The organism is Streptomyces sp. NBRC 109706 (assembly GCF_000974485.1).
In the GTDB taxonomy this organism is placed as follows: Bacteria; Actinomycetota; Actinomycetes; order Streptomycetales; family Streptomycetaceae; genus Streptomyces.
On record NZ_BBOM01000004.1, the window covers coordinates 1,176,217 to 1,199,422 of the forward strand.

21 protein-coding genes and 1 rRNA gene are annotated in these 23,206 nt (G+C 71.5%); 17 read left to right on the top strand and 5 right to left on the bottom strand.

Annotation, left to right across the window (positions count from 1 at the left end; all coding sequences use genetic code 11):
• Positions 1-2 precede the first annotated feature (2 nt).
• The 7 genes from nusA to AOM46_RS04950 all read left to right on the top strand — a co-directional run bounded on the left by nusA (position 3) and on the right by AOM46_RS04950 (position 7,506).
• Positions 3-1,004, top strand: coding sequence for a transcription termination factor NusA (gene nusA / locus AOM46_RS04920; RefSeq protein ID WP_062206065.1), 1,002 nt, complete (start codon positions 3-5; stop codon positions 1,002-1,004).
• A gap of 110 nt (positions 1,005-1,114) precedes the next feature.
• A complete protein-coding gene (locus AOM46_RS31610) occupies positions 1,115-1,411 on the top strand; it encodes a YlxR family protein (RefSeq protein WP_078856464.1) in 297 nt (98 codons plus the stop codon).
• A gap of 161 nt (positions 1,412-1,572) precedes the next feature.
• On the top strand, positions 1,573-4,611 hold the full coding sequence (gene infB / locus AOM46_RS04930) for a translation initiation factor IF-2 (RefSeq protein WP_062206071.1): 3,039 nt from the start codon (positions 1,573-1,575) through the stop codon (positions 4,609-4,611).
• Positions 4,612-4,687: 76 nt separating this feature from the next.
• Positions 4,688-4,984, top strand: a complete 297-nt coding sequence (locus AOM46_RS04935; protein WP_062206074.1) for a DUF503 domain-containing protein — start codon at positions 4,688-4,690, stop codon at positions 4,982-4,984.
• A 53-nt stretch (positions 4,985-5,037) separates the two neighbouring features.
• Complete coding sequence (gene rbfA, locus AOM46_RS04940) at positions 5,038-5,550, top strand: 30S ribosome-binding factor RbfA (RefSeq protein ID WP_062206077.1); 513 nt, start codon at positions 5,038-5,040, stop codon at positions 5,548-5,550.
• Positions 5,547-6,452 (top strand): tRNA pseudouridine(55) synthase TruB, encoded by a 906-nt coding sequence (gene truB, locus AOM46_RS04945; protein ID WP_062206081.1) that lies wholly within the window; start codon positions 5,547-5,549, stop codon positions 6,450-6,452. Before rbfA ends, truB begins: the two co-directional genes overlap by 4 nt.
• Positions 6,453-6,561: 109 nt before the next feature.
• Positions 6,562-7,506 carry a bifunctional riboflavin kinase/FAD synthetase gene (locus AOM46_RS04950; RefSeq protein WP_062206084.1) on the top strand — a complete coding sequence of 315 codons (945 nt, stop codon included), beginning with the start codon at positions 6,562-6,564 and terminating at the stop codon, positions 7,504-7,506.
• Between the two features lie 34 nt (positions 7,507-7,540).
• Here AOM46_RS04950 and AOM46_RS04955 read toward each other — a convergent pair whose 3' ends face one another.
• Positions 7,541-10,321, bottom strand: coding sequence for an SCO5717 family growth-regulating ATPase (locus tag AOM46_RS04955; protein WP_062206087.1), 2,781 nt, complete (start codon positions 10,319-10,321; stop codon positions 7,541-7,543).
• A gap of 276 nt (positions 10,322-10,597) precedes the next feature.
• Between AOM46_RS04955 and AOM46_RS04960 the strand changes: the two genes are divergently transcribed.
• On the top strand, positions 10,598-11,296 hold the full coding sequence (locus AOM46_RS04960) for a class I SAM-dependent methyltransferase (protein WP_062206100.1): 699 nt from the start codon (positions 10,598-10,600) through the stop codon (positions 11,294-11,296).
• A 39-nt stretch (positions 11,297-11,335) separates the two neighbouring features.
• Here the strand turns inward: AOM46_RS04960 and AOM46_RS04965 are convergent, their stop codons facing one another.
• Both AOM46_RS04965 and AOM46_RS04970 read right to left on the bottom strand, forming a co-directional pair.
• Positions 11,336-11,599 carry a DUF397 domain-containing protein gene (locus AOM46_RS04965; protein WP_062206103.1) on the bottom strand — a complete coding sequence of 88 codons (264 nt, stop codon included), beginning with the start codon at positions 11,597-11,599 and terminating at the stop codon, positions 11,336-11,338.
• A gap of 170 nt (positions 11,600-11,769) precedes the next feature.
• Positions 11,770-12,057 (bottom strand): hypothetical protein, encoded by a 288-nt coding sequence (locus AOM46_RS04970; protein ID WP_234313627.1) that lies wholly within the window; start codon positions 12,055-12,057, stop codon positions 11,770-11,772.
• Positions 12,058-12,588: 531 nt separating this feature from the next.
• Between AOM46_RS04970 and rpsO the strand changes: the two genes are divergently transcribed.
• The 5 genes from rpsO (at position 12,589) to AOM46_RS04995 (ending at position 18,112) form a co-directional block, all read left to right on the top strand.
• Positions 12,589-12,879: a 30S ribosomal protein S15 gene (gene rpsO, locus AOM46_RS04975; RefSeq protein WP_062206108.1), complete on the top strand. Its 291-nt coding sequence runs from the start codon at positions 12,589-12,591 to the stop codon at positions 12,877-12,879.
• Between the two features lie 305 nt (positions 12,880-13,184).
• Positions 13,185-15,416 (top strand): polyribonucleotide nucleotidyltransferase, encoded by a 2,232-nt coding sequence (locus tag AOM46_RS04980; RefSeq protein WP_062206111.1) that lies wholly within the window; start codon positions 13,185-13,187, stop codon positions 15,414-15,416.
• A complete protein-coding gene (locus AOM46_RS04985) occupies positions 15,413-16,813 on the top strand; it encodes a pitrilysin family protein (RefSeq protein ID WP_062206114.1) in 1,401 nt (466 codons plus the stop codon). The genes AOM46_RS04980 and AOM46_RS04985 overlap by 4 nt, the downstream gene beginning before the upstream one ends.
• Positions 16,814-16,868: 55 nt before the next feature.
• Positions 16,869-17,624: a 4-hydroxy-tetrahydrodipicolinate reductase gene (gene dapB, locus AOM46_RS04990; RefSeq protein ID WP_062206117.1), complete on the top strand. Its 756-nt coding sequence runs from the start codon at positions 16,869-16,871 to the stop codon at positions 17,622-17,624.
• 2 nt (positions 17,625-17,626) lie between these two features.
• Positions 17,627-18,112 carry a hypothetical protein gene (locus tag AOM46_RS04995; protein ID WP_062206120.1) on the top strand — a complete coding sequence of 162 codons (486 nt, stop codon included), beginning with the start codon at positions 17,627-17,629 and terminating at the stop codon, positions 18,110-18,112.
• 67 nt (positions 18,113-18,179) lie between these two features.
• Here AOM46_RS04995 and AOM46_RS05000 read toward each other — a convergent pair whose 3' ends face one another.
• Positions 18,180-18,725: a hypothetical protein gene (locus AOM46_RS05000; protein ID WP_062206123.1), complete on the bottom strand. Its 546-nt coding sequence runs from the start codon at positions 18,723-18,725 to the stop codon at positions 18,180-18,182.
• Positions 18,726-18,800: 75 nt separating this feature from the next.
• Positions 18,801-19,040, bottom strand: coding sequence for a hypothetical protein (locus AOM46_RS05005; protein ID WP_158920243.1), 240 nt, complete (start codon positions 19,038-19,040; stop codon positions 18,801-18,803).
• A gap of 164 nt (positions 19,041-19,204) precedes the next feature.
• Here AOM46_RS05005 and thyX point away from each other — a divergent pair, with 164 nt between their 5' ends.
• The 4 genes from thyX to AOM46_RS05025 all read left to right on the top strand — a co-directional run.
• On the top strand, positions 19,205-19,927 hold the full coding sequence (thyX, locus tag AOM46_RS05010) for an FAD-dependent thymidylate synthase (protein ID WP_062206130.1): 723 nt from the start codon (positions 19,205-19,207) through the stop codon (positions 19,925-19,927).
• 182 nt (positions 19,928-20,109) lie between these two features.
• Positions 20,110-21,009 (top strand): 4-hydroxy-tetrahydrodipicolinate synthase, encoded by a 900-nt coding sequence (gene dapA, locus AOM46_RS05015; RefSeq protein WP_062206133.1) that lies wholly within the window; start codon positions 20,110-20,112, stop codon positions 21,007-21,009.
• 130 nt (positions 21,010-21,139) lie between these two features.
• A complete protein-coding gene (locus AOM46_RS05020; RefSeq protein WP_062206136.1) occupies positions 21,140-22,825 on the top strand; it encodes a ribonuclease J in 1,686 nt (561 codons plus the stop codon).
• Between the two features lie 277 nt (positions 22,826-23,102).
• Positions 23,103-23,206 (top strand): 16S ribosomal RNA (locus tag AOM46_RS05025); the annotation flags it as partial.

The following is a 23,206-nucleotide window of genomic DNA, read 5'->3' on the forward strand; positions in this document are numbered from 1 at the left end:
CCGTGGATATCGACATGAGTGCCCTCCGGGGGCTCGTCCGGGAGAAGGAGATCTCCTTCGACCTGCTGGTGGAGGCGATCGAGTCGGCGCTGCTGATCGCCTACCACCGCAGCGAGGGCGGCAGCCGCTCGGCGCGGGTGGTGCTGGACCGCAGGACCGGGCATGTGACGGTCTGGGCCAAGGAGGATCCGGAGGACCTGCCGGAAGGCGACGCCGAGGCGGAGCCCAAGGAGTTCGACGACACCCCGCAGGGCTTTGGCCGGATCGCGGCGACCACGGCCAAGCAGGTCATCCTGCAGCGGCTGCGGGACGCCGAGGAGGACGTCACCTTCGGCGAGTACGCGGGCCGCGAGGGCGATGTGGTGGCCGGCGTCGTGCAGCAGGGCCGGGACCCCAAGAGCGTGCTGGTGGACATCGGCCGTCTGGAGGCCATCCTGCCGCCGCAGGAGCAGGTGCCGGGCGAGGAGTACACCCACGGCGCGCGGGTGCGTTGCTATGTGGTGCGGGTGGTCAAGGGGGCGCGCGGCCCGTCCGTCACGCTCTCCCGCACGCATCCCAGCCTGGTGAAGAAGCTCTTCGAGCTTGAGGTGCCGGAGATCGCCGACGGTTCGGTCGAGATCGCCGCCATCGCCAGGGAGGCCGGCCACCGCACCAAGATCGCGGTGCGCTCGCTGCGTCCCGGGCTCAACGCCAAGGGCGCCTGCATCGGCCCGATGGGCGGCCGGGTGCGCGCCGTGATGGCCGAGCTGCACGGCGAGAAGATCGACATCGTGGACTGGTCGGACGATCCGGCCCAGCTGGTGGCCAACGCGCTCTCGCCGGCCCGCGTCAACAAGGTCGACGTGGTGGACGAGGCGGCCAGGTCCGCCCGGGTCACCGTGCCCGACTACCAGCTCTCGCTGGCCATCGGCAAGGAGGGCCAGAACGCGCGGCTGGCCGCCCGGCTGACCGGCTGGCGGATCGATATCCGACCGGACACCGAACCGGGCGAGAACGCCCGTTAGTCGACCGGCCCGTGGCCCCGGCGGAAGCGCCGGGGCCACGTCCGGAGTCGAGCCGATCGTCGGTGCCCGGCCCGTTCGTTGGGCGGGAGCACGGGGAGGTAGAATCCTTAGTGTCTGGCCGGAGCCATGCACCAGCCTGCCCTGAGCGCACCTGTGTCGGGTGCCGGCAGCGTCTCTTCCGGGACGGACTGCTGCGTGTGGTGGTGATCGAGGATCGTTGTGTCCCCGATCTTCGCGGTACGCTGCCCGGTCGGGGTGCGTATCTGCACCCCACGCCGGCCTGTCTTGAGCAGGCGGTGCGCCGCCGGGCGTTCCCCCGGGCCTTCCGGCTCCAGGGACCGCTCGACGTCGAACCCCTGCGATCGGCGGTCGGCCAGGCGACACCGCAGGAAACGCAAGAACCGTAAGACCGTAATAAGCGCCGTGCGGGTGGTCCGCACGGTAGGTACCTCGCGAGTTGGAAGTAGGTCGAGATTGCGATGAGCACTCGATGAGTACGCGATGAGTACGCCCGTGAAGTAGCGAAGGTCCGGCGGACGACCGACCCCCGGACCGTATAAGGAGCGAAGTGGCTAAGGTCCGGGTATACGAGCTCGCCAAGGAGCTTGGAGTTGAGAGCAAGGTCGTCATGGCCAAACTCCAGGAGCTGGGTGAGTTCGTCCGTTCGGCGTCCTCGACGATCGAGGCGCCGGTTGTACGCAAACTGACTGACGCACTGAGTGCGGGCAACGGCGGCGCCAGCCGTCGGCCCGCGAAGCCGGGAGCCCCCAAGCCGGGTGGCCCCGCCCCCAAGCCGGGCGCGCCCAGGCCGGGTGCCCCGAAGCCGGGCGCGCCGCGCCCCGGCGCCAGCGCCCCCAAGCCGGCCGGCACCGCCCCGAAGCCGGGCGGTCCCGCCCCCAAGCCGGGCCCCGCGGCCCCCGCCGCGCCGCAGCCGCCGGCCCCGTCCACGCCGGCCGCCCCGGCGAACCCCGAGTTCACCGCCCCGCAGGGCGAGGCCGCGCCGGCCAGGCCGGCCGGTCCGCGCCCGGGGCAGCAGTCCCCCAAGCCGGCGCAGCGGCCCACCGGCCCCAAGCCCGGTGGCCAGCAGAAGCCCGCCGGCGGCAAGCCGGCCGGCCCCAAGCCGGGCGGCGGCCGCCCGGCCGGCCCGCGCCCGGGCAACAACCCCTTCTCCACCGGTGGTTCCACCGGCATGGCGCGCCCCCAGCAGGCGCCGCGTCCCGGGCCGCGCCCGGCCGGCCCCGCGCAGGGCGGCGCCCCGCGTCCCGGCGGCCCGTCCCAGGGCGGTCCGCGTCCGCAGGCGCCGGGTGGCGGCCGTGCCACCCCCGGCAATATGCCGCGCCCGCAGGGCGGCAACGCCGGTCCCCGTCCGGGCCCCGGCGGTAACCGTCCCAACCCGGGCATGATGCCGCAGCGGCCCTCGGCCGGCGGTCGTCCCGGCGGCGGCGGTCCCGGCGGTCGCCCCGGTGGCGGCGGCGGTCCCGGTGCCCGTCCCGGTGGCGGTGGCGGCGGCTTCGCCGGTCGGGGCGGCAACCGCCCGGGTGGCGGCGGCGGTGGCGGCGGCTTCGGTGGTCGTCCCGGTGGCGGCGGCGGTCCCGGCGCGCGTCCCGGTGGTGGCGGCGGTTTCGCCGGCCGTCCCGGTGGCTTCGGCGGCCGTCCCGGTGGTCCGGGTGGCCGTGGTGGCACGCAGGGCGCCTTCGGCCGCCCCGGCGGCCCGGCGCGCCGTGGTCGCAAGTCGAAGCGGCAGCGTCGCCAGGAGTACGAGGCCATGCAGGCCCCGTCGATCGGTGGCGTGATGCTGCCGCGCGGCAAGGGCGAGGTCATCCGCCTCTCCCGTGGCGCCTCGCTGACGGACTTCGCCGAGAAGATCAACGCCAACCCGGCGTCCCTGGTCCAGGTGCTGTTCAACCTGGGCGAGATGGTCACGGCGACGCAGTCGGTCTCCGACGCGACGCTGCAGCTCCTCGCCGACGAGATGAACTACACGGTTCAGATCGTCAGCCCCGAGGAGGAGGACCGCGAGCTGCTGGAGTCCTTCGACATCGAGTTCGGCGAGGACGAGGGCGGCGAGGAGGCCCTGACCTCCAGGCCCCCGGTGGTCACCGTCATGGGCCACGTCGACCACGGTAAGACCCGCCTGCTGGACGCGATCCGCAAGACCAACGTCATCGAGGGCGAGGCCGGCGGCATCACCCAGCACATCGGTGCCTACCAGGTCTCCACCGAGGTCAACGGCGAGGACCGGCGGATCACCTTCATCGACACCCCGGGCCACGAGGCGTTCACCGCCATGCGGGCCCGTGGTGCGAAGTCGACCGACATCGCCATCCTGGTGGTCGCGGCCAACGACGGCGTGATGCCGCAGACGGTCGAGGCGCTCAACCACGCCAAGGCCGCCGATGTGCCGATCGTGGTCGCGGTCAACAAGATCGACGTCGAGGGCGCCGACCCGGCGAAGGTGCGCGGTCAGCTCACCGAGTTCGGTCTGGTGGCCGAGGAGTACGGCGGCGACACGATGTTCGTCGACATCTCCGCCAAGCAGGGCGACAACATCGAGGGTCTGCTCGAAGCGGTGATCCTCACCGCGGACGCCACCCTCGACCTGCGGGCCAACCCCCACCAGGCGGCCCAGGGCATCGCGATCGAGGCCCATCTGGACCGTGGCCGGGGCGCCGTGGCGACCGTGCTGGTGCAGCGCGGCACGCTGCGGGTCGGCGACACCATGGTCGCGGGCGACGCGCACGGCCGGGTCCGGGCGATGCTCGACGACGCCGGGCGGAACGTCCAGGAGGCGGGACCGGCCATGCCGGTGCTGGTGCAGGGTCTGACCAACGTGCCGGGCGCCGGGGACAACTTCCTGGTGGTCGGCGAGGACCGCACCGCGCGGCAGATCGCCGAGAAGCGTGCCGCCCGCGAGCGGAACGCGGCCTTCGCCAAGCGCACCCGCAGGGTCTCCCTGGAGGACCTGGACAAGGTGCTCGCGGCCGGTGAGATCCAGCAGCTCAACCTCATCATCAAGGGTGACGCCTCCGGTTCGGTCGAGGCCCTGGAGGCCTCGCTGCTCCAGCTGGACGTCGGCGAGGGTGTCGACCTGCGGATCCTGCACCGGGGGGTCGGCGCGGTCACCGAGACCGACATCGACCTGGCGGCCGGCTCCGACGCGATCGTGATCGGCTTCAACGTCCGCGCCGAGGGGCGGGCCACCCAGGCCGCCGAGCGCGAGGGCGTGGACGTCCGGTACTACTCGGTCATCTACCAGGCGATCGAGGAGATCGAGTCGGCCCTGAAGGGCATGCTCAAGCCGGAGTACGAGGAGGTCGAGCTGGGCACCGCGGAGATCCGCGAGGTCTTCCGCTCCTCCAAGCTGGGCAATATCGCGGGTGTGCTCATCCGCTCCGGCGAGGTCAGGCGGAACACCAAGGCCCGCCTGGTCCGCGACGGCAAGGTGATCGCGGAGAACCTCAACATCGAGGGGCTGCGCCGCTTCAAGGACGATGTGACGGAGATCAGGGAAGGCTTCGAGGGCGGTATCAACCTCGGAAACTTCAACGACATCAAGATCGACGACGTCATCGCCACCTACGAGATGCGCGAGAAGCCGCGCGCCTGACGGGTGGAGGGCCGGGGCCGGCCGACGGGGGAAACCTCGTCGAGCCGCCCCGGCCCTGCCCGTTACGATCTTCGGCATGTATACCGGGACACTGTCCTTCGACCTGCTGCTGGGCGACGTTCACTCGCTCAAGCAGAAGCGTGCGGTGATACGGCCGATCGTGGCCGAACTGCACCGGAGATTCCGAGTGAGCGTCGCCGAGGTGGGCGACCAGGACCTGCACCGCCGGGCGACCATCGGGCTCGCCGCCGTGTCCGGGGAGGCCGGGCATCTGTCCGGCCTGCTGGACGAGTGCGAACGGCTGGTCGCGGGCCGCCCCGAGGTGGAACTGCTGTCCGTGCGGCGGCGGTTCCACGGCGATGACGACGAGTAGCGGCCACCGCACGGCGGTCGCGCAACGAAAGAGCAAGAGCGAGGAGAGGGACCGTGGCGGACAGGGCGCGGGCGAAGCGGCTGGCTGACCTCATCCGGGAGGTGGTGGCCGAGAAGCTGCAACGAGGCATCAAGGACCCCCGCCTCGGCACCCGGGTCACCATCACCGACACCCGGGTCACCGGGGACCTGCGGGAGGCGACCGTCTTCTACACGGTCTACGGCGACGAAGCGGACCGCGAGGAGGTGGCCGCCGGGCTGCGCAGCGCCAAGGGGGCGCTGCGTTCGGCGGTGGGCGCGGCGGCCGGGGTGAAGCACACGCCGAGCCTCACCTTCGTCCCGGACGCGCTCCCCGAGACAGCCCGCAACCTGGACGACCTCTTCGACCGCGCCCGCGAGCGCGACGAGCGGCTGCGCCAGGAGGCCGCCGGCGCCTCCTACGCGGCGGGCGCCGACCCGTATGTCAAGGACGACGAACGGGAGGCCCTTGACGCAGACGCCGACGCGGACGCGCCGGAGACGGAGTCCGGGTCGGTGTCCGGGTCCGACGGCGAAACCGACCGATGAGTCGACGCGGGGCGGCCGAGGGCCCCGACGGGCTGGTCGTCGTCGACAAGCCCGCCGGGTTCACCTCGCACGATGTCGTCGCGGTGGTGCGCGGTATCGCCCACACCCGCCGCGTCGGCCACGCCGGCACGCTCGATCCGATGGCCACCGGCGTGCTGCTGCTCGGCCTGGGACGCGCCACCCGACTGCTGGGGCATCTGGCGCTCCGCGAGAAGGAGTACGAGGCCACCATCCGTCTCGGCCAGTCCACGGTGACCGACGACGCCGAGGGCGAGACCACCGAGGCGCCGGGCGCCACGGGGCTCGACGAGGCGGCGGTGGCCGAGGAGGTCGCCGCGCTCACCGGCGCGCTGATGCAGGTCCCGGCCAAGGTCAGCGCCGTCAAGGTCGACGGAAAGCGCTCCTACCAGCGGATGCGCGAGGGCGAGGACGTCACCCTGCCGCCCCGACCGGTCACCGTGCACGCCTTCGAGACCGGCCCGCCGCGGGAACTGACCGCTTCGGACGGCACCCCCGTCACCGATCTGACCGCACGGGTGGTCTGCTCCTCCGGCACCTATGTCCGCGCGTTGGCGCGGGATCTCGGCGCCGCGCTCGGCTGCGGCGGCCATCTCACCGCGCTGCGGCGCACCCGGGTCGGCCCCTACGAGCTGACGGACGCCCGCACCCTGGACCAACTCCGCGCCGAGCTGGCCGTGTTGCCGCTGGCCGAGGCGGCCGCCGCCGCGTTCCCCCGGTGGGACGTGGACCAGCGGCAGGCCACCCTGCTGGGCAACGGCGCCAGGATCGCGACCCCCGAGCTGCCCCCGGGACCGGTCGCGGTCTTCGACCCGGACGGCCGTTTCCTGGCCCTGGTCGAGACCGACGGGGAGCGCAGCAGAAGCCTCGCGGTCTTCGTCTGACGCCCCGCTCCGGGGCCCGGGCGGACGGGGTGAGGCGGACGTCCCCCGCAACAACGGTCCGGGTACCGTGGACAGGCAGGACACACAAGAGGCGGCGAGGAGCGAAACGGTGCAGCGCTGGCGTGACATGGCGGATGTCCCCGGGGACTGGGGGCGCAGCGTCGTCACCATCGGTTCGTACGACGGTGTGCACCGAGGACATCAGTTGATCATCGGACAGGCGGTGGAACAGGCCCGGAAGTTGGGGCTGCCCAACGTGGTCGTGACGTTCAGCCCGCACCCCAAGGAAGTCACCCGGCCCGGCACCCATCCGCCGCTGCTCGCCCCGCACGACCGGCGCGCCGAGCTGATGGCGGGGCTCGGCGTTGACGCGGTGCTGGTGCTCCCGTTCACCAAGGAGTTCTCCCAGCTGTCGCCCGCCGAGTTCGTGGTGAAGGTGCTGGTGGAGCGGCTGCGGGCACGGCTGGTCGTCGAGGGGCCCAACTTCCGTTTCGGCCATCGTGCCGCCGGCACCGTGGACACCCTCGCGGAGCTGGGGGAGACCTATGGCTTCGAGGTGCAGGTCGTCGACCTCTTCGCCCGTGGCTCGGCCGGCGGCGGCGAGCCGTTCTCCTCCTCCCTCGCCCGGCGGTTGATCGCCGAGGGCGAGGTGGCCAGCGCGGCCGAGGTGCTCGGCCGCCCGCACCGGGTCGAGGGCGAGGTGGTGCACGGCGCCCGGCGCGGCCGTGACCTGGGCATCCCCACCGCCAACCTGGACCTGGTACCGCATTCGGCCGTGCCGGCCGACGGGGTCTACGCGGGCTGGCTGCTGGCCGACGGCGAACGGCTGCCGGCCGCCGTCTCCGTCGGCACCAACCCGCACTTCCACGGCACCGCCCGCACCGTCGAGGCCTATGCGCTGGACCGCACCGACCTGGAGCTGTACGGGCAGTGGGTGGCCGTGGAGTTCGGCGCCTTCGTGCGTGGCCAGGAGACCTTCGACTCGCTGGATGCCTTTCTGGCGCAGATCCACCAGGACATCGAGCGGGTGCGCGTGCTGACCCGCGCCGACTGAACCCGCAGGCCCGGCCGGCGCGGAGCGCGCGCCGTCAGTTGCCCGGCGGCTGCGGCGGATTCCACCCGCCCGGCTGTTGTTGCGGCTGCTGTGGCTGTTGCTGGGGGAAGCCGTAGCCCGGCTGCTGCTGATGCGGTTGCGGATAGCCGTAGCCCGGCTGCTGCCCCGGCTGCGGATAGCCGTAGCCGGCCTGGTGCGGCGGCGGGTGCTGACCCGGCAACGGGGGAGCGGCCAACGGCGGCATGCTGCCGTCCGGCGTCCACAGCCCCTGCTCCTGCTGCATCCGGGCGAAGTCCTCCGTGATCAACGCGGCCAGGTCGAAGTAGGCCTGCCGGGTCTTGGGCCGCATCAGATCCAGATCCAGCTCGGCGCCCGCCGCCAGATGCTCGTCGAACGGGGCCACCACCACGCCCCGGCAACGGGTCTGGAAGTGCGCCACGATGTCCTCGACCTTGACCAGCCGGCCCGTCTCCCTGACTCCGGAGATCACGGTGACGCTGCGCCGCACCAGATCCCCGTAGCCGTGCGCGGCCAGCCAGTCGAGGGTGGTGCTGGCGCTGCTGGCGCCGTCGACCGAGGGGGTGGAGACGATGATCAGCTGGTGCGCCAGATCCAGCACCCCGCGCATCGCGCTGTAGAGCAGCCCGGTGCCGGAGTCCGTGAGGATCAGCGGATACTGCTGCCCCAGCACGTCGATGACGCGGCGGTAGTCCTCGTCGTTGAACGTGGTGGAGACCGCCGGATCCACGTCGTTGGCGAGGATCTCCAGGCCCGAGGGCGCCTGCGAGGTGAAGCGGCGGATGTCCATGTAGTTGTTGAGATGAGGCAGGGCCGCCACCAGATCGCGGATGGTGGCGCCCGTCTCGCGTCGCACCCGGCGGCCCAGCGTGCCGGCGTCCGGGTTGGCGTCGATCGCGATGACCTTGTCCTGCCGTTCGCTGGCGAGCGTCGCGCCCAGCGCCGTGGTGGTCGTGGTCTTGCCGACGCCGCCCTTGAGGCTGATCACCGCGATCCGGTAGCACGACAGCACCGGGGTCCTGATGATGTTCAGCTTGCGCTGCCGCTCGGCCTCGGCCGCCTTGCCACCGATCCTGAACCGCGAACCCGGCTTGGAGGCCGGCTGGGAACGCTGCTTGTTGTTGCGCTTGTTTTGGATCAGCCGGTCGGACGACAGCTCGACGGAGGCGGTGTAGCCCAGCGCGCCGGGCTGCACCTGGTTCGGGTACTGCTCGGGGCCGGCCCCCGGGAACGGCTGCTGCCCGGGCGGCAACGCGGCCGGGGCGTGGCCCTGTTGCTGCCCCTGGGCCGCGGGCTGGCCCGGGTAGGGGCCCTGCCCCGGCGGCTGTCCCGGGTACTGCCCCGGGTAGGGCTGTTGCGGCTGGGGCCCGGGATAGCCCGGCTGGGCTGGCTGCCCTGGGCCGCCCGGCTGCTGCTGCGCTGGCGGGAGGGCCGGCTGGCCGCCCGGCTGGGGGCCGCCCGGGTAGGCGGGCGCGCCGGGCTGGCCGGCGTGCGGCTGCGGCGCGGCGGGCGGGGTCGGCTGGTTGGGGGCGGCCGGATGCGGCGGCTGCGCCTGCCCCGGCTGGCCGGGGGGCGTGCCCCAACCACCGGGCGCGAGCGGCGGGTTGCCGCCCGGGCGCTGCCCCGGCTGGTCGCCGCCTGGCGCGGGCGGCGCGCCCCAGGGCGCCAGCTCCGAGCCCGGCTGCTTCGGCGGCTCGGCCGGGCCGCCGCCCGGCGCGTCGGCGCCGGACTGCGCCAGCGCCGGCCAGCTGCCGATCGCGGTGGGCGGCTGCGCCACCAGCCCGCCTGAGGTGGGGTCGGGCGGCGTCGGCCAGCCGTCGGCCGCGCTCGGCACCCGGGGCGCCGGCTCGGCGGGCCCGCCGGTCGGCGGCTTCGGCTGCGCCCAGGGGTCGGGGGTGTTACCGGTGGCGCCGCCCGGGTTCGACGGGGCGGGGAACGGGGAGGCGGGCGCGCCGCCCTGCCAGGCGTCCCCATGCGATGCCGGCTTCTGGTTGTCCTGGCGGTCCTGTCCCGGGGGCTTGGGCGGCAGCGGCACCGGCATACCCAGGGGCGGCGAGCTGGGGCCCGAATCCTCGGGCGTCTTCCCGGCGTTCAACGGGGGCTCCTCCGGCGGCTTGGTGAACTCCACCTCGATGTCCGGCGGTTCGGACGAACCACCGGTGGGCCTGCCCTCCGCGCCGCCGCCCGGTACGGGCGACGGCGGCGGAGGCGAGTCGGGGGTCGGCGGTCTGAGCTGGAAGTCCGGAGGCAGCGGCGGCAGCCCGCCGGGCAGCCCGCCGGAAGGAGACGGCGGGGCCGGCCGGCCCGTGACGGGCGGCCGTTCGGGCGCCGGCGGCGAGGCGGGCGCCGGCTCCTCGTCCCTCCGCTGCCCGGGGGGCGAAGCGGAATCGCCGAGGGCCTTGCGGATGGCGGCGGCCGAGATCTGCATCGTGGCCCCGCTCTCCACATCCTCCGCGCCCTCGTCGGCCGGCTCCTCGCTCCGCGCCGTGGCCGGCGCGGCGGGAGCCGGCGGCGGTCCGGGGAAGGCGGGGGACCCGACCGGCTCGGGACCGCCGGCGGAGGCGGCCGGCGCCGGGGACGAGCCGCCGGCACCGGCGTCGGGGGCGGACGCATCGCCCGCGCGCGCCCCGGCGTTCCCCTGACTCGCGCCGCCTCCCGCGTACCAGGCGGGCGGGGTGTAGTCGATGGTGAACTGCCCGGTGTGCTCGGACTCCTCCTCAAGGAGTTCGTCATCGGGCTGTTCGGCGCCTGGGGTCTCCTCCCCGGGCTTGCGAACCTGGTCCCGATCGCTGTTCACGACGCCTCCCGCTACTGTGTTGCCGCTCTGCTCCCCACCCATGGGGCCACTATGCGGAGGACGGGCCGAAACTCCCCCGCGGTTCCGCCGGACGCCGGTCCTGGAGCGGTGTCCCACGCCGTTCCACGGCGCCCACCCTCACCCTAATCGTCCCGGTCCAACTCCCCTAGTCCTCCCCTGCCCCGCCGGCGCCCCGGTGGGTGGGGAAAGCATCCCCGGGCGGCCAAGGCGAAATGCGGATGCGCGAGTTGAGGGGCCCGTGGCACAGTCCCCCGCATGTCCGCACCCTGGCTGCTCGACGAGCTGACCCATGCAGGCCCCGAACATCTCGACGAGGAGTTCGTCGCCAACTTCGACCGGAAGCAGGGCTTCCCCGACCCGGGCGACGACATCGAGGCGCTGCGCCGGCACGGCGTCGAGACCACCGGGACGGTGCTCGACCTGGGCGCGGGCACCGGACGGTTCACGTTCGCGGCCGCGGCCGTCTTCCGCCGGGTGATCGCGGTCGACATCTCGCCGGCGATGGTCCGCGCGCTGTCGCGCCGTGCCGAGGAGGGGGAGTTCGACGGAGTCGACGTGGTACGCGCCGGCTTCCTCAGCTACGGCCACGAGGGAGGGGCGCCGGACGCGATCCACACCCGGCACGCGCTGCACCAGCTGCCCGACTTCTGGAAGACGATCGCCCTGCGGCGGATGGCCGAACTGCTGCGCCCCGGCGGGGTGCTGCGCGTCCGCGACCTGGTCTACGACTTCGCTCCGGCGGAGGCCGACACGGTCTTCGCCGACTGGCTGGCCGGCGCCTCCGACGACGCCCACCTGGGATACACCGCCGAGGACTACGCCGAGCACATCCGCACCGAACACAGCACCTACCGTTGGCTTTTCGAACCGATGCTGGACGCCGCCGGGTTCGAGATCGCGGAGGCCCACTACGAGGGCCGGCTCTTCGGCACCTACACCTGCGTCAGGCGCTGACCGGCCGGGCGGCCGAGCCACCGCGCGCCGGCCGCACCGTCAGTCGATGTCGAACTCGCCGTCCCTGGCGCCGAGCACGAACGCCTCCCATTCGGCGGCGGTGAAGCGGAGCACCGTGTCGGGGTCCTTGGAGTTGCGCATCCCCACGCCGCCGCCCGGCAGATAGGCGATCTCCACCTTCTCGTCCTCGGGCCCCCCGGGGGCGCTGAGCCATTCGACCCCCGAGATGTCGAGCGCGTACAACTCGTTCTTCTCGCGCTCCTTGCGCGCGGCGATCTCTTCCGGCGTCTCGGTCGCGGCCATTCAGGCAACTCCCCACTTCTACACGCGTATGCACGCGGGCGTCTGGCGATCGGCCTCGCGCCGAACCCGTAGGTGATCGTAACGCAGCGCACTGTCACGCACCCGGGGATCGCAAGGGCGGCAACCCGCCCGCACGGCGGGCCGTTGCCGCGAGGATCCGAACGACGTATCTAGATGGCCGGCAGATACCAGTCGGCGCCCAGCACCAGTACGAAGCCGGTGACCAGCACGGCCATGCCCAGCCTGGTGCGCCCTCGGCGGCTCATCTCGATCACGGCGCCGCTGAGGACGAACGCGGCGCCGTAGAGCCCTATGGACTGCAGGGACGAACCGTCGCCCAGCCGCACGACCAGCACGATCGCCATCGCGACCATCGCCACCCCGGCGATGGCCATCCGCAACCGGCGGGCCTGTCTGGGCGTGAGCCCCTGCCGTGTCCCCTGCTGTGTCGAAGTCACCCGAGCAGCATAAGCCGTGTCCATCCGGCACCGAATGGGCAGCAACGGGGAGCCCGCGCCTCCCAGTTGCCGGTACGCGAGCCCCGGCGCGGCAGCCGTCGCACGCGCTCGCCGGCGGCCCCGACGCCCAGGGGCGCACGCCGGCGGGCCCACCCGCGCGCGCCGGCGCGGGTATGATCATCACGTCGAGTTCGCGCATCGGCGCCCAGCCACCGCGCACACCCGTGGCGGAGACCCGCACCGGACCCGCACGGGACGCACACCGGCTCCCCGTCGCCCCGGCGTTTCCCCGGTGTCGCGGGAGCCGCCCCCCGCCGAAGCCCGGCCGGGCGGACGGGCGCCGAGGGTGCCCGAGTGTGCTCAGCGTGCCAACCTGTTGTAGCCTGCTTAGCGGCCGTTTGCGTACGCGCCCCCGGATTCTTTCTGGAGGAAGCGCTCAGCGGACCCCGCCTCCCGAGTTACGGAAGCTTCCCTGTGGTTCAGACCAGGGAACACTCGGTGGCTAGTGATCAACCACCCCGAGGAGTACGTGTGTCGTCTCTTGACGCCGCCACGAAGCAGAAGATCATCGCCGAGTTCGCCACCAAGGAGGGCGACACCGGCTCCCCCGAGGTCCAGGTCGCGCTGCTGTCCCGGCGCATCTCCGACCTCACCGAGCACCTGAAGGTGCACAAGCACGACCACCACTCCCGCCGCGGTCTGCTGCTGCTGGTCGGCCAGCGCCGCCGCCTGCTGCAGTACCTGGCGGGCAAGGACATCCAGCGCTTCCGTGCGCTGGTGGAGCGGCTCGGCATCCGTCGCGGCGCGGCGGGCGCGAGGTAAGACGCCCCAGAGGGAGCGGTCACCCACGCGGGGCCGCTCCCTTCGCCGTATCCGGGCTTCCCCCGGAAACGGCCGAGAAGAGGCTGGGCAACGGTCGGCTTTGTAGGCTGGTGCCCAGCGGACCACAAGCAGCACGAAGCACCACGTACGTATCAGGCGGAGCGCCTTCATACCGCCGCCGGTCTTCGGTAGTGGCCCCCGGGCGGTGTCCCGGGAGCTTCGATCGATGGCCGGCCAGTCGGGAGGTGCTCCACCCGCCCGCTCCGCCGACGAAGGCGGGAGCGGAGAAGAGGAGATTCAACAAGGTGGAGAACGAGACTCACTACGCCGAAGCCGTGATCGACAACGGCACCTTCGGCACCCGCACCATCCGCTTCGAGACGGGCCGGCTGGCCAGGCAGGCCGCCGGCTCCGCCGTCGCCTACCTGGACGACGACACCATGGTCCTCTCCGCGACCACGGCCTCGAAGAACCCCAAGGACCAGCTGGACTTCTTCCCCCTCACCGTCGACGTCGAGGAGCGGATGTACGCCGCGGGCAAGATCCCCGGCTCGTTCTTCCGTCGCGAGGGCCGCCCGTCCGAGGACGCCATCCTCACCTGCCGGCTGATCGACCGGCCGCTGCGCCCGTCGTTCCGCAAGGGCCTGCGCAACGAGATCCAGATCGTCGAGACGATCATGGCGCTCAACCCCGACCACCTCTACGACGTGGTCGCCATCAACGCCGCCTCCTGCTCCACCCAGCTCGCCGGGCTGCCGTTCTCCGGCCCCATCGGCGGCACCCGGGTGGCGCTGATCCGCGGCCAGTGGGTGGCCTTCCCCACGCACTCCGAGCTGGAGGACGCCGTCTTCGACATGGTCGTGGCCGGCCGGGTGCTGCCCGACGGCGATGTCGCGATCATGATGGTCGAGGCCGAGGCCACCGAGAAGACCATCGAGCTGGTCAAGGGCGGTGCCCAGGCCCCCACCGAGGAGGTCGTCGCGGCCGGCCTGGACGCGGCCAAGCCGTTCATCAAGGTCCTCTGCCGCGCCCAGTCGGATCTGGCGGCCAAGGCCGCCAAGCCCACCGGCGAGTTCCCGATCTTCCTGGACTACCAGGACGACGTGTTCGAGGCGCTGAGCAACGCCGTCCGCGACGAGCTGGCCCGGGCGCTGACCATCGCCGGCAAGCAGGAGCGCGAGGCCGAGCTGGACCGGCTCAAGGCGGTCGCCGCCGAGAAGCTGCTCTCCCAGTTCGAGGGCCGGGAGAAGGAGATCTCCGCCGCCTACCGCTCGCTGACCAAGCAGGTCGTACGGGAGCGCGTGATCCGCGACAAGGTCCGCATCGACGGCCGCGGCGTCACCGACATCCGCACCCTGGCCGCCGAGGTCGAGGCGATCCCGCGGGTGCACGGCTCGGCGCTCTTCGAGCGGGGCGAGACGCAGATCCTCGGCGTCACCACGCTGAACATGCTGCGCATGGAGCAGCAGCTGGACACCCTCTCGCCGGTGACCCGCAAGCGTTACATGCACAACTACAACTTCCCGCCCTACTCCACCGGTGAGACCGGTCGGGTCGGCTCGCCCAAGCGGCGTGAGATCGGCCATGGCGCGCTGGCCGAGCGCGCGCTGGTCCCGGTGCTGCCCACCCGCGAGGAGTTCCCCTACGCCATCCGGCAGGTCTCCGAGGCGCTGGGCTCCAACGGCTCCACGTCGATGGGCTCGGTCTGCGCCTCCACCATGTCGCTGCTGAACGCGGGTGTCCCGCTGAAGGCGCCGGTCGCCGGCATCGCCATGGGCCTGATCTCCCAGGAGATCGAGGGCGAGACGCACTATGTGACGCTGACCGACATCCTCGGCGCCGAGGACGCGTTCGGCGACATGGACTTCAAGGTGGCCGGCACCAAGCAGTTCGTCACCGCGCTCCAGCTGGACACCAAGCTCGACGGCATCCCGGCCTCGGTGCTGGCCGCCGCGCTCAAGCAGGCGCGGGACGCCCGGCTGCACATCCTGGACGTGATGAGCGAGGCCATCGACGTCCCGGACGAGATGTCCCCCAACGCCCCCAGGATCATCACCGTGAAGATCCCGGTGGACAAGATCGGCGAGGTCATCGGCCCCAAGGGCAAGATGATCAACCAGATCCAGGAGGACACCGGCGCCGACATCACCATCGAGGACGACGGCACCATCTACATCGGTGCCGCCGACGGCCCCGCCGCCGAGGCCGCCCGCACCACGATCAACGGCATCGCCAACCCGACGATGCCCGAGGTCGGTGAGCGGTACCTGGGCACCGTGGTCAAGACCACCACCTTCGGCGCCTTCGTCTCGCTCCTGCCGGGCAAGGACGGTCTGCTGCACATCTCGCAGATCCGCAAGCTCGCCGGCGGCAAGCGGGTGGAGAACGTCGACGACGTGCTCGGTGTCGGCCAGAAGGTCCAGGTCGAGATCGCCGAGATCGACCAGCGCGGCAAGCTGTCGCTGATCCCCGTCCTCGACGAGGCCGAGGGCTCGGACGGCGACGCCGACAACGAGAAGGACGCCACCGAGAAGTGACCCGTTCACCTCGTCACGCGACGGCCCGCCCCACCGCCACGGTGGGGCGGGCCGTGCCCCGTCCGCGTCGCTCCCGCCCCACCCTGCCGCACGGTGTCGGCGGCGCCGGCACGGTGCGCAAGACGGTGCTGCCCGGTGGCCTGCGGGTGGTCACCGAGGCGGTCCCCTCCGTCCGTTCCGCCTCCTTCGGGATCTGGGCCGCCGTCGGCTCCAGGGACGAGACCCCGGAGCTGAACGGCGCCACCCACTATCTGGAACACCTGCTCTTCAAGGGCACGACCACGCGCAGCGCGCTGGAGATCTCCTCGGTGATCGAGGAGGTGGGCGGCGAGATGAACGCCTTCACCACCAAGGAGTTCACCTGCTACTACGCGCGGGTGCTGGACACCGACCTGCCGTTGGCCATCGATGTCGTCTGCGACATGCTCACCGACTCGCTGATCGCGCCGGAGGAGGTGGAGGCCGAGCGCGGGGTCATCCTCGAGGAGATCGCGATGACCGACGACGATCCGAGCGACGGCGTGCACGACCTCTTCGCGCACACCCTGCTGGGCGACAGCCCGCTCGGCCGCCCGGTCCTCGGCACCGTGGAGACGGTCAACGGACTCAGCAGGGACGGCATCGCCGACTTCTACCGCGCCCACTACGACCCGACCCGGCTGGTGGTCACCGCCGCCGGCAACGTGGACCACGAGACGGTGGTCGAGCGGGTGCGGAAGGCGTTCGAACGGGGCGGAGCCCTGTCGGGCGCCGCCTCGGCCGAGCCGGCCGCGCCGCGCTCGGGTCGCCACGGCATCACCACGGCCGGCCGGCTCGACATCGTCGACCGGCGCACCGAACAGGTCCATCTGGTGCTCGGCATGCCGGGCGTCTCCCGGCACGACGAGCGCCGCTGGGCCCTGTCGGTGCTCTCCACCGCCCTGGGCGGCGGCATGAGTTCGCGGCTCTTCCAGGAGATCCGCGAGAAGCGCGGCCTCGCCTACAGCGTCTACAGCCACACCTCCGGCTATGCCGACTGCGGACTCTTCGGCATCTACGCCGGCTGCCGGCCGGCCCAGGTCGGAGACGTGCTGGCGCTCTGCCGCGAGCAGCTGACGGAGATCGCCCGGCACGGCATCGACGAGGACGAGACCCGTCGGGCGATCGGCCAGCTGGCCGGCTCCACGGTGCTGGGCCTTGAGGACACCGGCTCGCTGATGCACCGGCTGGGGAAGAGCGAGATCTGCTGGGGCGAACAGCTCTCGGTGGACGATCTGCTGACCCGGATCGCCGCCGTCACCCCGGACGACGTACGCGCGGTGGCAGCCGAGGTGCTGGGGCAGCAGCCCTCGCTCTCCGTCATCGGCCGCCTCACCGACCGCCAGGCCGCCAGGCTGCCGGCCGCCGTGGCCGTCTGACCCGGAGCCGGTCGCCGGCCCGGGAGCAACCGAAGAGAACGAGAGGCCAGAGACGATGGGCAAGCTGCGGGTCGCCGTGATCGGCGCCCAGGGACGAATGGGCACCGAGGCCGTACGTGCGGTGTCGGATGCCCCGGACCTGGAGCTGGTCGCCGCGCTGGGCCGGGACGACCGGCTGGAGACCCTGACCGAGGCCGGCGCCGAGGTGGCCGTCGAACTGACCCACCCGGAGGCGGTGCTGGAGAACCTGGAGTTCTGCGTCCGGCACGGCATCCACGGCGTGGTCGGCACCTCGGGCTGGAACGACGAGCGGCTTGCCACGGTCCGCGGCTGGCTGGCCGACTCCCCGGCCACGGGTGTGCTGATCGCGCCGAACTTCGGCATCGGCGCGGTGCTCAGCATGCGGTTCGCCCAGCAGGCGGCCCGCTTCTTCGAGTCGGTGGAGATCGTCGAGTCCCACCATCCGGGCAAGGCCGACGCGCCCAGCGGCACGGCGGTGCGCACGGCCGAGCTGGTCGGTGAGGCCCGCCGCGCGGCGGGCCTCACCGACCAGCCGGACGCCACCAGCACCGCGCTGGACGGCGCGCGCGGCGCGACGGTCGACGGCGTCCCGGTGCACTCGGTGCGACTGCGCGGACTGGTCGCCCACCAGGAGGTGGTCTTCGGGGACGCCGGGGAGGTGCTCACCATCCGGCACGACTCGATGAACCGGGCCTCGTTCATGCCGGGCGTGCTGCTGGGCGTCCGCCGAGTGGCCCAGGCCCCCGGGCTGACCCTGGGGCTGGAGCACTTCCTGGACCTGGACGGCTAGCCATGGCGGCCAAGGCGGGCTACTTCCTGGTCAGCGCCCTGCTGATCGGCTACTTCGGGTTGACCGGGCACCGCGCCGTGCTGCTGCTGCGCGAAGGCACCTGGCCGACGGTGACGCTGGGCCTCGCCGTCCTCGTCCTGCCGCTGATCGGCGGCTGGTTCCTCTGGCGCAGCCTCCACTTCGTGCTGCGCGCCAACCGGCTGAGCCGGGAGCTGGACGCGGAGGGCGGGCTGCCGGTCGACGATCTGCCCCGCACGCCCGGCGGCAGGATCGACCGGGCGGCGGCCGACGCGGCCTTCGCCGAGCGGCGGGCCGAGGTGGAGGCAGGCCCGGGGGACTGGCGCTGCTGGTTCCGGCTGGCGCTGGCCTACCACGACGCCGGGGACACCCCCAGGGCCCGCCGGACCATGACCCGCGCCATCGCCCTGCACGCCGGGCGCACGCCGCCGCGCGCGAAGCGCGTCGCCGGCGCGACCGAACGCGGCTGACCGGGACGGGCCGCTGCTTCCCGGCGGATGCCGGAACGTTTCGGCTGGGAGCCCGTCAGCCGACGGTTCAGCGGTACTCGTCGGCCCAGGCCTCCAGCACGTCCGCGGCGCGCTCGAAGGCCTCGGGCCGGGTCAGGAAGTCGGCGTTGTGGTCCGTCAACAACGTGCGCAGCGGTCCACCCCTGCGTCGTTCGACCTCCACCGCCTGACCCTGCACGCTGCGGGGCAGCCCCAGCCACTTCACCGGCTGCTGCACCGTGCGCACGGCGGTCACCTCGCGCCAGCGCAGCGTCCGGGTGGTGAACATGCCCACCCGGCGCACTCCCCGGGAGCTGACCCAGATCCCGATCCGCAGCAGCCGGAGCGCGAAGACGATCCCCAGCAGCGCGATCACCGCGGTGGCCAGCGCTCCCCTGGGGGTTCCGGCAACCGCGATGATCACCGCGGAGATCAGCACATAGGCGGCGAGCAACAGGGCGATGGCGGCACCACCCACCCGCCAGGGACCCGGCCGGTAGGGGCGCCTCCAGTAGTCCTGCTGCCCGTGGGGCAGGGGCGATTCAGTGGCATCGGCCTGTGCGTCGTGCTCGGCCGAGAGAAAAGTCAGGGGCACGGCTGGTCCTCGTTCGTATCACAAGCGCATCACAGTGGAGATGATGAAGTGCTGCGAACGGTGAGGCTATCGCGCTCAGCGGGTCTCGGCCGCCTCCGGCGCCTCCGGTATCCCACGATCCCGCGTGTCCAGCGCGGGCGTGGCCAGGAGCAAGGCTCCCACCAGGCCCGATATCACCACAAGGGCGACCAGGACACTGCCGACCAGCCGCACGCCCGAGGGGCGACGCCGCGTCGGGGCGGGCAGCATCCCGTAGTCGTCATGCCAGGGACCGCCCTGAACGTACGAGCCCATGGACTCCGGTGCGTCTGACATCGCGCTGCTCCCTTCCCCTGATTGGCCTAGAAACAAAAATATCAGGCGAAGAGTCCGACTCGGCATTCTGAGTCCGTTATGTCATCGATCTCAGGGGGTTGTCAGTGGTCCCCCTTAGGGTGGGGTCGCCCCACTCGCACGGCCCCCGGAAGGACCCCAAGCAGATGCCCGAGACACCCAGTTTTCGCAGCGACATGACCGTGGAGCTGGTCAAACACGCGGCCTCGGACACGGACGTGCTGCTGGCGGCGCGCGTCTCCACGCTGGGGGAGCGGTCCCTCGACGAGATCGGGAAGGACCCCGAGCGCTCCAAGGGGTTGATCAACTACCTGCTGCGGGACCGCCATGGCAGCCCGTTCGAACACAACTCGATGACCTTCTTCATCAGCGCCCCGATCTTTGTCTTCCGGGAGTTCCACCGCCACCGCGTCGGCTGGTCCTACAACGAGGAGAGCGGCCGCTACCGCCAGCTCGCCCCCGTGTTCTATGTGCCGGACGAGGAGCGCCGGCTGGTCCAGCGGGGCCGCCCGGGGAAGTACGAGTTCGTTCCCGGCTCGCCCGAGCAGCACGCGCTGGTCGGCAAGACGCTGGAGGATTCGTACCGCCACTCCTACGCCGCCTACCAGGAGCTGCTGGAGGCCGGGGTGGCCCGCGAGGTGGCCAGGGCGGCCCTTCCCGTCGGCCTCTTCTCCACGATGTACGCCACCTGCAACGCCCGCTCCCTGATGCACTTCCTCGGCCTGCGCACCAAGGACGAGCGGGCCCGCACCCCGTCCTTCCCGCAGCGGGAGATCGAGATGGTGGCCGAGCTGATGGAGGCGGAGTGGGCCCGGCTGATGCCGTTGACCTACGAGGCGTTCAACGCCAACGGCCGAGTGGCGCCCTGAGGCCGCCGCCGGCCGGCGGGCGGGCAGTCGAGGTGTCCGTATTGCGACATTTCGCGAAGTTCATCTAGGGTGATTGAACGGACCCGGCGCTGTTTGAACCCCCGAGCAGACAGTGCCGGGTTCCACAGGTTGACCCGCCCCGATGGGCCACCGCACGCTGAGCTACGAGTAGCGTGGAACCTATGGCTCCGACCTCCACACCGCAGATCCCCTTCGGGCGGATTCTGACCGCCATGGTCTCCCCTTTCACGGGAGACGGATCGCTCGACCTCGACGGCGCCCAGCGCCTCGCCGTCCACCTCGTGGACGCGGGCAACGACGGGCTGATCGTCAACGGCACCACGGGTGAGTCCCCCACCACCAGCGACGAGGAGAAATCCGCGCTGGTGCGGGCCGTGGTCGAGGCCGTCGGCGATCGCGCCCATGTGGTGGCCGGAGTCGGCACCAACGACACCAGGCACAGCGTGGAGCTGGCCCGCGCCGCGGCACAGGCCGGCGCCCACGGGCTGCTCACGGTGACCCCGTACTACAACAAGCCCCCGCAGGAGGGCTTGTACCAGCACTTCACCGCCGTCGCCGACGCCACCGAACTGCCCGTGATGCTCTACGACATCCCCGGCCGCAGCGGTGTGCCGATCGACACGGAGACGATGGTCCGTCTCGCCGAACACCCCAGGATCGTGGCCAACAAGGACGCCAAGGGCGATCTGGGCCGCGCCAGCTGGGCCATCGCCACCACCGGCCTCGCCTGGTACTCGGGCGACGACATGCTCAACCTGCCCCTCCTGTCCGTGGGAGCGGTGGGCCTGGTCTCCGTCGTGGGCCATGTGGTGACCCCCGAGCTGCGCGCGCTGGTCGAGGCGTACACCGGGGGAGACGTGGCCAAGGCCACGGAGATCCACCAGCGGCTGCTGCCGGTCTTCACCGGCATGTTCCGCACCCAGGGCGTGATCACCTCCAAGGCGGCCCTCACCCTGCTCGAACTGCCGGGCGGCCCCCTGCGGCTGCCCCTGGTGGGGCTCACCACCCAGGAGACGGAGCAGCTGCGCAGGGATCTGACCGCCGGCGGGGTACAGCTCTAGAACACGGACATGACAGACGTCGCGCATCGCCGCGCACATTGGTGATAACTGAATACCGATCCATGCACACAGTCACGCGCGCCAGGGACCCCCATCACCGGGTCATGGCGCGCGTGGTCAGGAGAGTCTCTTGAGTCATCCCCATCCAGAACTCGGCCCGCCGCCGAAGCTTCCTGAGGGTGGCCTCCGCGTTACCCCGCTCGGCGGTCTCGGCGAGATCGGCCGCAACATGACCGTCCTCGAATACGGCGGACGGCTGCTCATCGTCGACTGCGGCGTGCTCTTCCCCGAGGAGGAGCAGCCCGGCATCGACCTGATTCTGCCGGACTTCAGCTCGATCCGGGACCGCCTCGACGACATCGAGGGAATCGTGCTCACCCATGGGCACGAGGACCACATCGGCGGCGTCCCCTATCTGCTGCGCGAGAAGGCGGACATTCCGCTGATCGGCTCCAAGCTGACCCTCGCGCTGCTGGAGGCCAAGCTCCAGGAACACCGCATCCGCCCCTACACCCTCCAGGTGGTGGAGGGGCACCGCGAACGCATCGGCCCGTTCGACTGCGAGTTCGTGTCGGTCAACCACTCCATCCCCGACGCCCTCGCGGTCGCCGTGCGCACCCCGGCCGGCATGGTCGTGCACACCGGCGACTTCAAGATGGACCAGCTCCCCCTCGACGGTCGCCTCACCGACCTGCGCGCCTTCGCCAGGCTGGGCGAGGAGGGCATCGATCTGCTGCTCTCCGACTCCACCAACGCGGAGGTGCCCGGCTTCGTCGCGCCCGAACGGGAGATCTCCGGAGTGCTCCGGCAGGTCTTCGCCCGGGCCGACAAGCGCATCATCGTGGCCAGCTTCGCCAGCCATGTGCACCGCATCCAGCAGATCGTGGACGCGGCGCACGAGCACGGCCGGCGGATCGCCTTCGTGGGCCGCTCCATGGTCCGCAACATGGGCATCGCCCGTGACCTCGGATACCTCAGGGTGCCGGCCGGCCTGGTGGTCGATGTGAAGGCCCTCGACGATCTCCCGGACAACGAGGTCGTGTTGGTCTGCACGGGCTCCCAGGGCGAGCCGATGGCGGCCCTCTCCCGGATGGCCAACCGGGACCACCAGATCAGGATCGTCGAGGGGGACACCGTCATCCTGGCGTCCTCCCTGATCCCCGGCAACGAGAACGCGGTCTACCGGGTGATCAACGGGCTGACGCGGTGGGGCGCCAACGTGGTCCACAAGGGCAACGCCAAGGTCCATGTCTCCGGCCACGCCTCGGCCGGCGAACTCCTGTACTTCTACAACATCTGCCAGCCGAAGAACCTGATGCCGGTGCACGGCGAATGGCGACATCTGCGGGCCAACGCGGAGTTGGGCGCCATGACCGGTGTCCCCGCCGAGCGGATCGTGATCGCCGAGGACGGCGTGGTCGTCGACCTGGTCGACGGCAAGGCGAGGATCGTCGGCAAGGTCCAGGCGGGATACGTCTATGTGGACGGCCTGTCCGTCGGCGATGTCACCGAGTCCAGCCTGAAGGACCGTCGGATCCTCGGGGACGAGGGCTTCATCTCGGTGCTGGTGGTGGTGGACAGCAGTACCGGCAAGATCGTCAGCGGCCCCAGCATCCACTCGCGTGGCTCCGGCATCGAGGACAAGGACTTCGCCGCGGTGATCCCGAAGATCGACGAGGTCCTGGCCCGCTCGGCGCAGGACGGCGTCGTACAGGCCCACCAGCTGCAGCAGTTGGTCCGCCGCACGGTGGGCAAGTGGGTCTCCGACACCTACCGCAGGCGGCCGATGATCCTGCCCGTGGTCATGGAGGTCTAGCGGCCATCTGGCAGTGGAGCGCCAGGATTTGCATCTTGGCGCTCCACTCCAGTACGTTTACGTCACCGCCGCAAGGGGAACCCGGAGTAGCCCGCTACTCGGGACAAACCGCGCGTCGGGACATACCGAAGGGAAGCGCCCGGAGGGCCTTGGAAGAGGTTCGAAGGAAGCGTCCGTTCCTTGAGAACTCAACAGCGTGCCAAAAGTCAATGCCAGATTTTTGTTGTATTTTTGCGAGGATGTTCGAACATCCTTCGTGAGATGCCTTTTGTAGACATTCACGGAGAGTTTGATCCTGGCTCAGGACGAACGCTGGCGGCGTGCTTAACACATGCAAGTCGAACGATGAACCGGTTTCGGCCGGGGATTAGTGGCGAACGG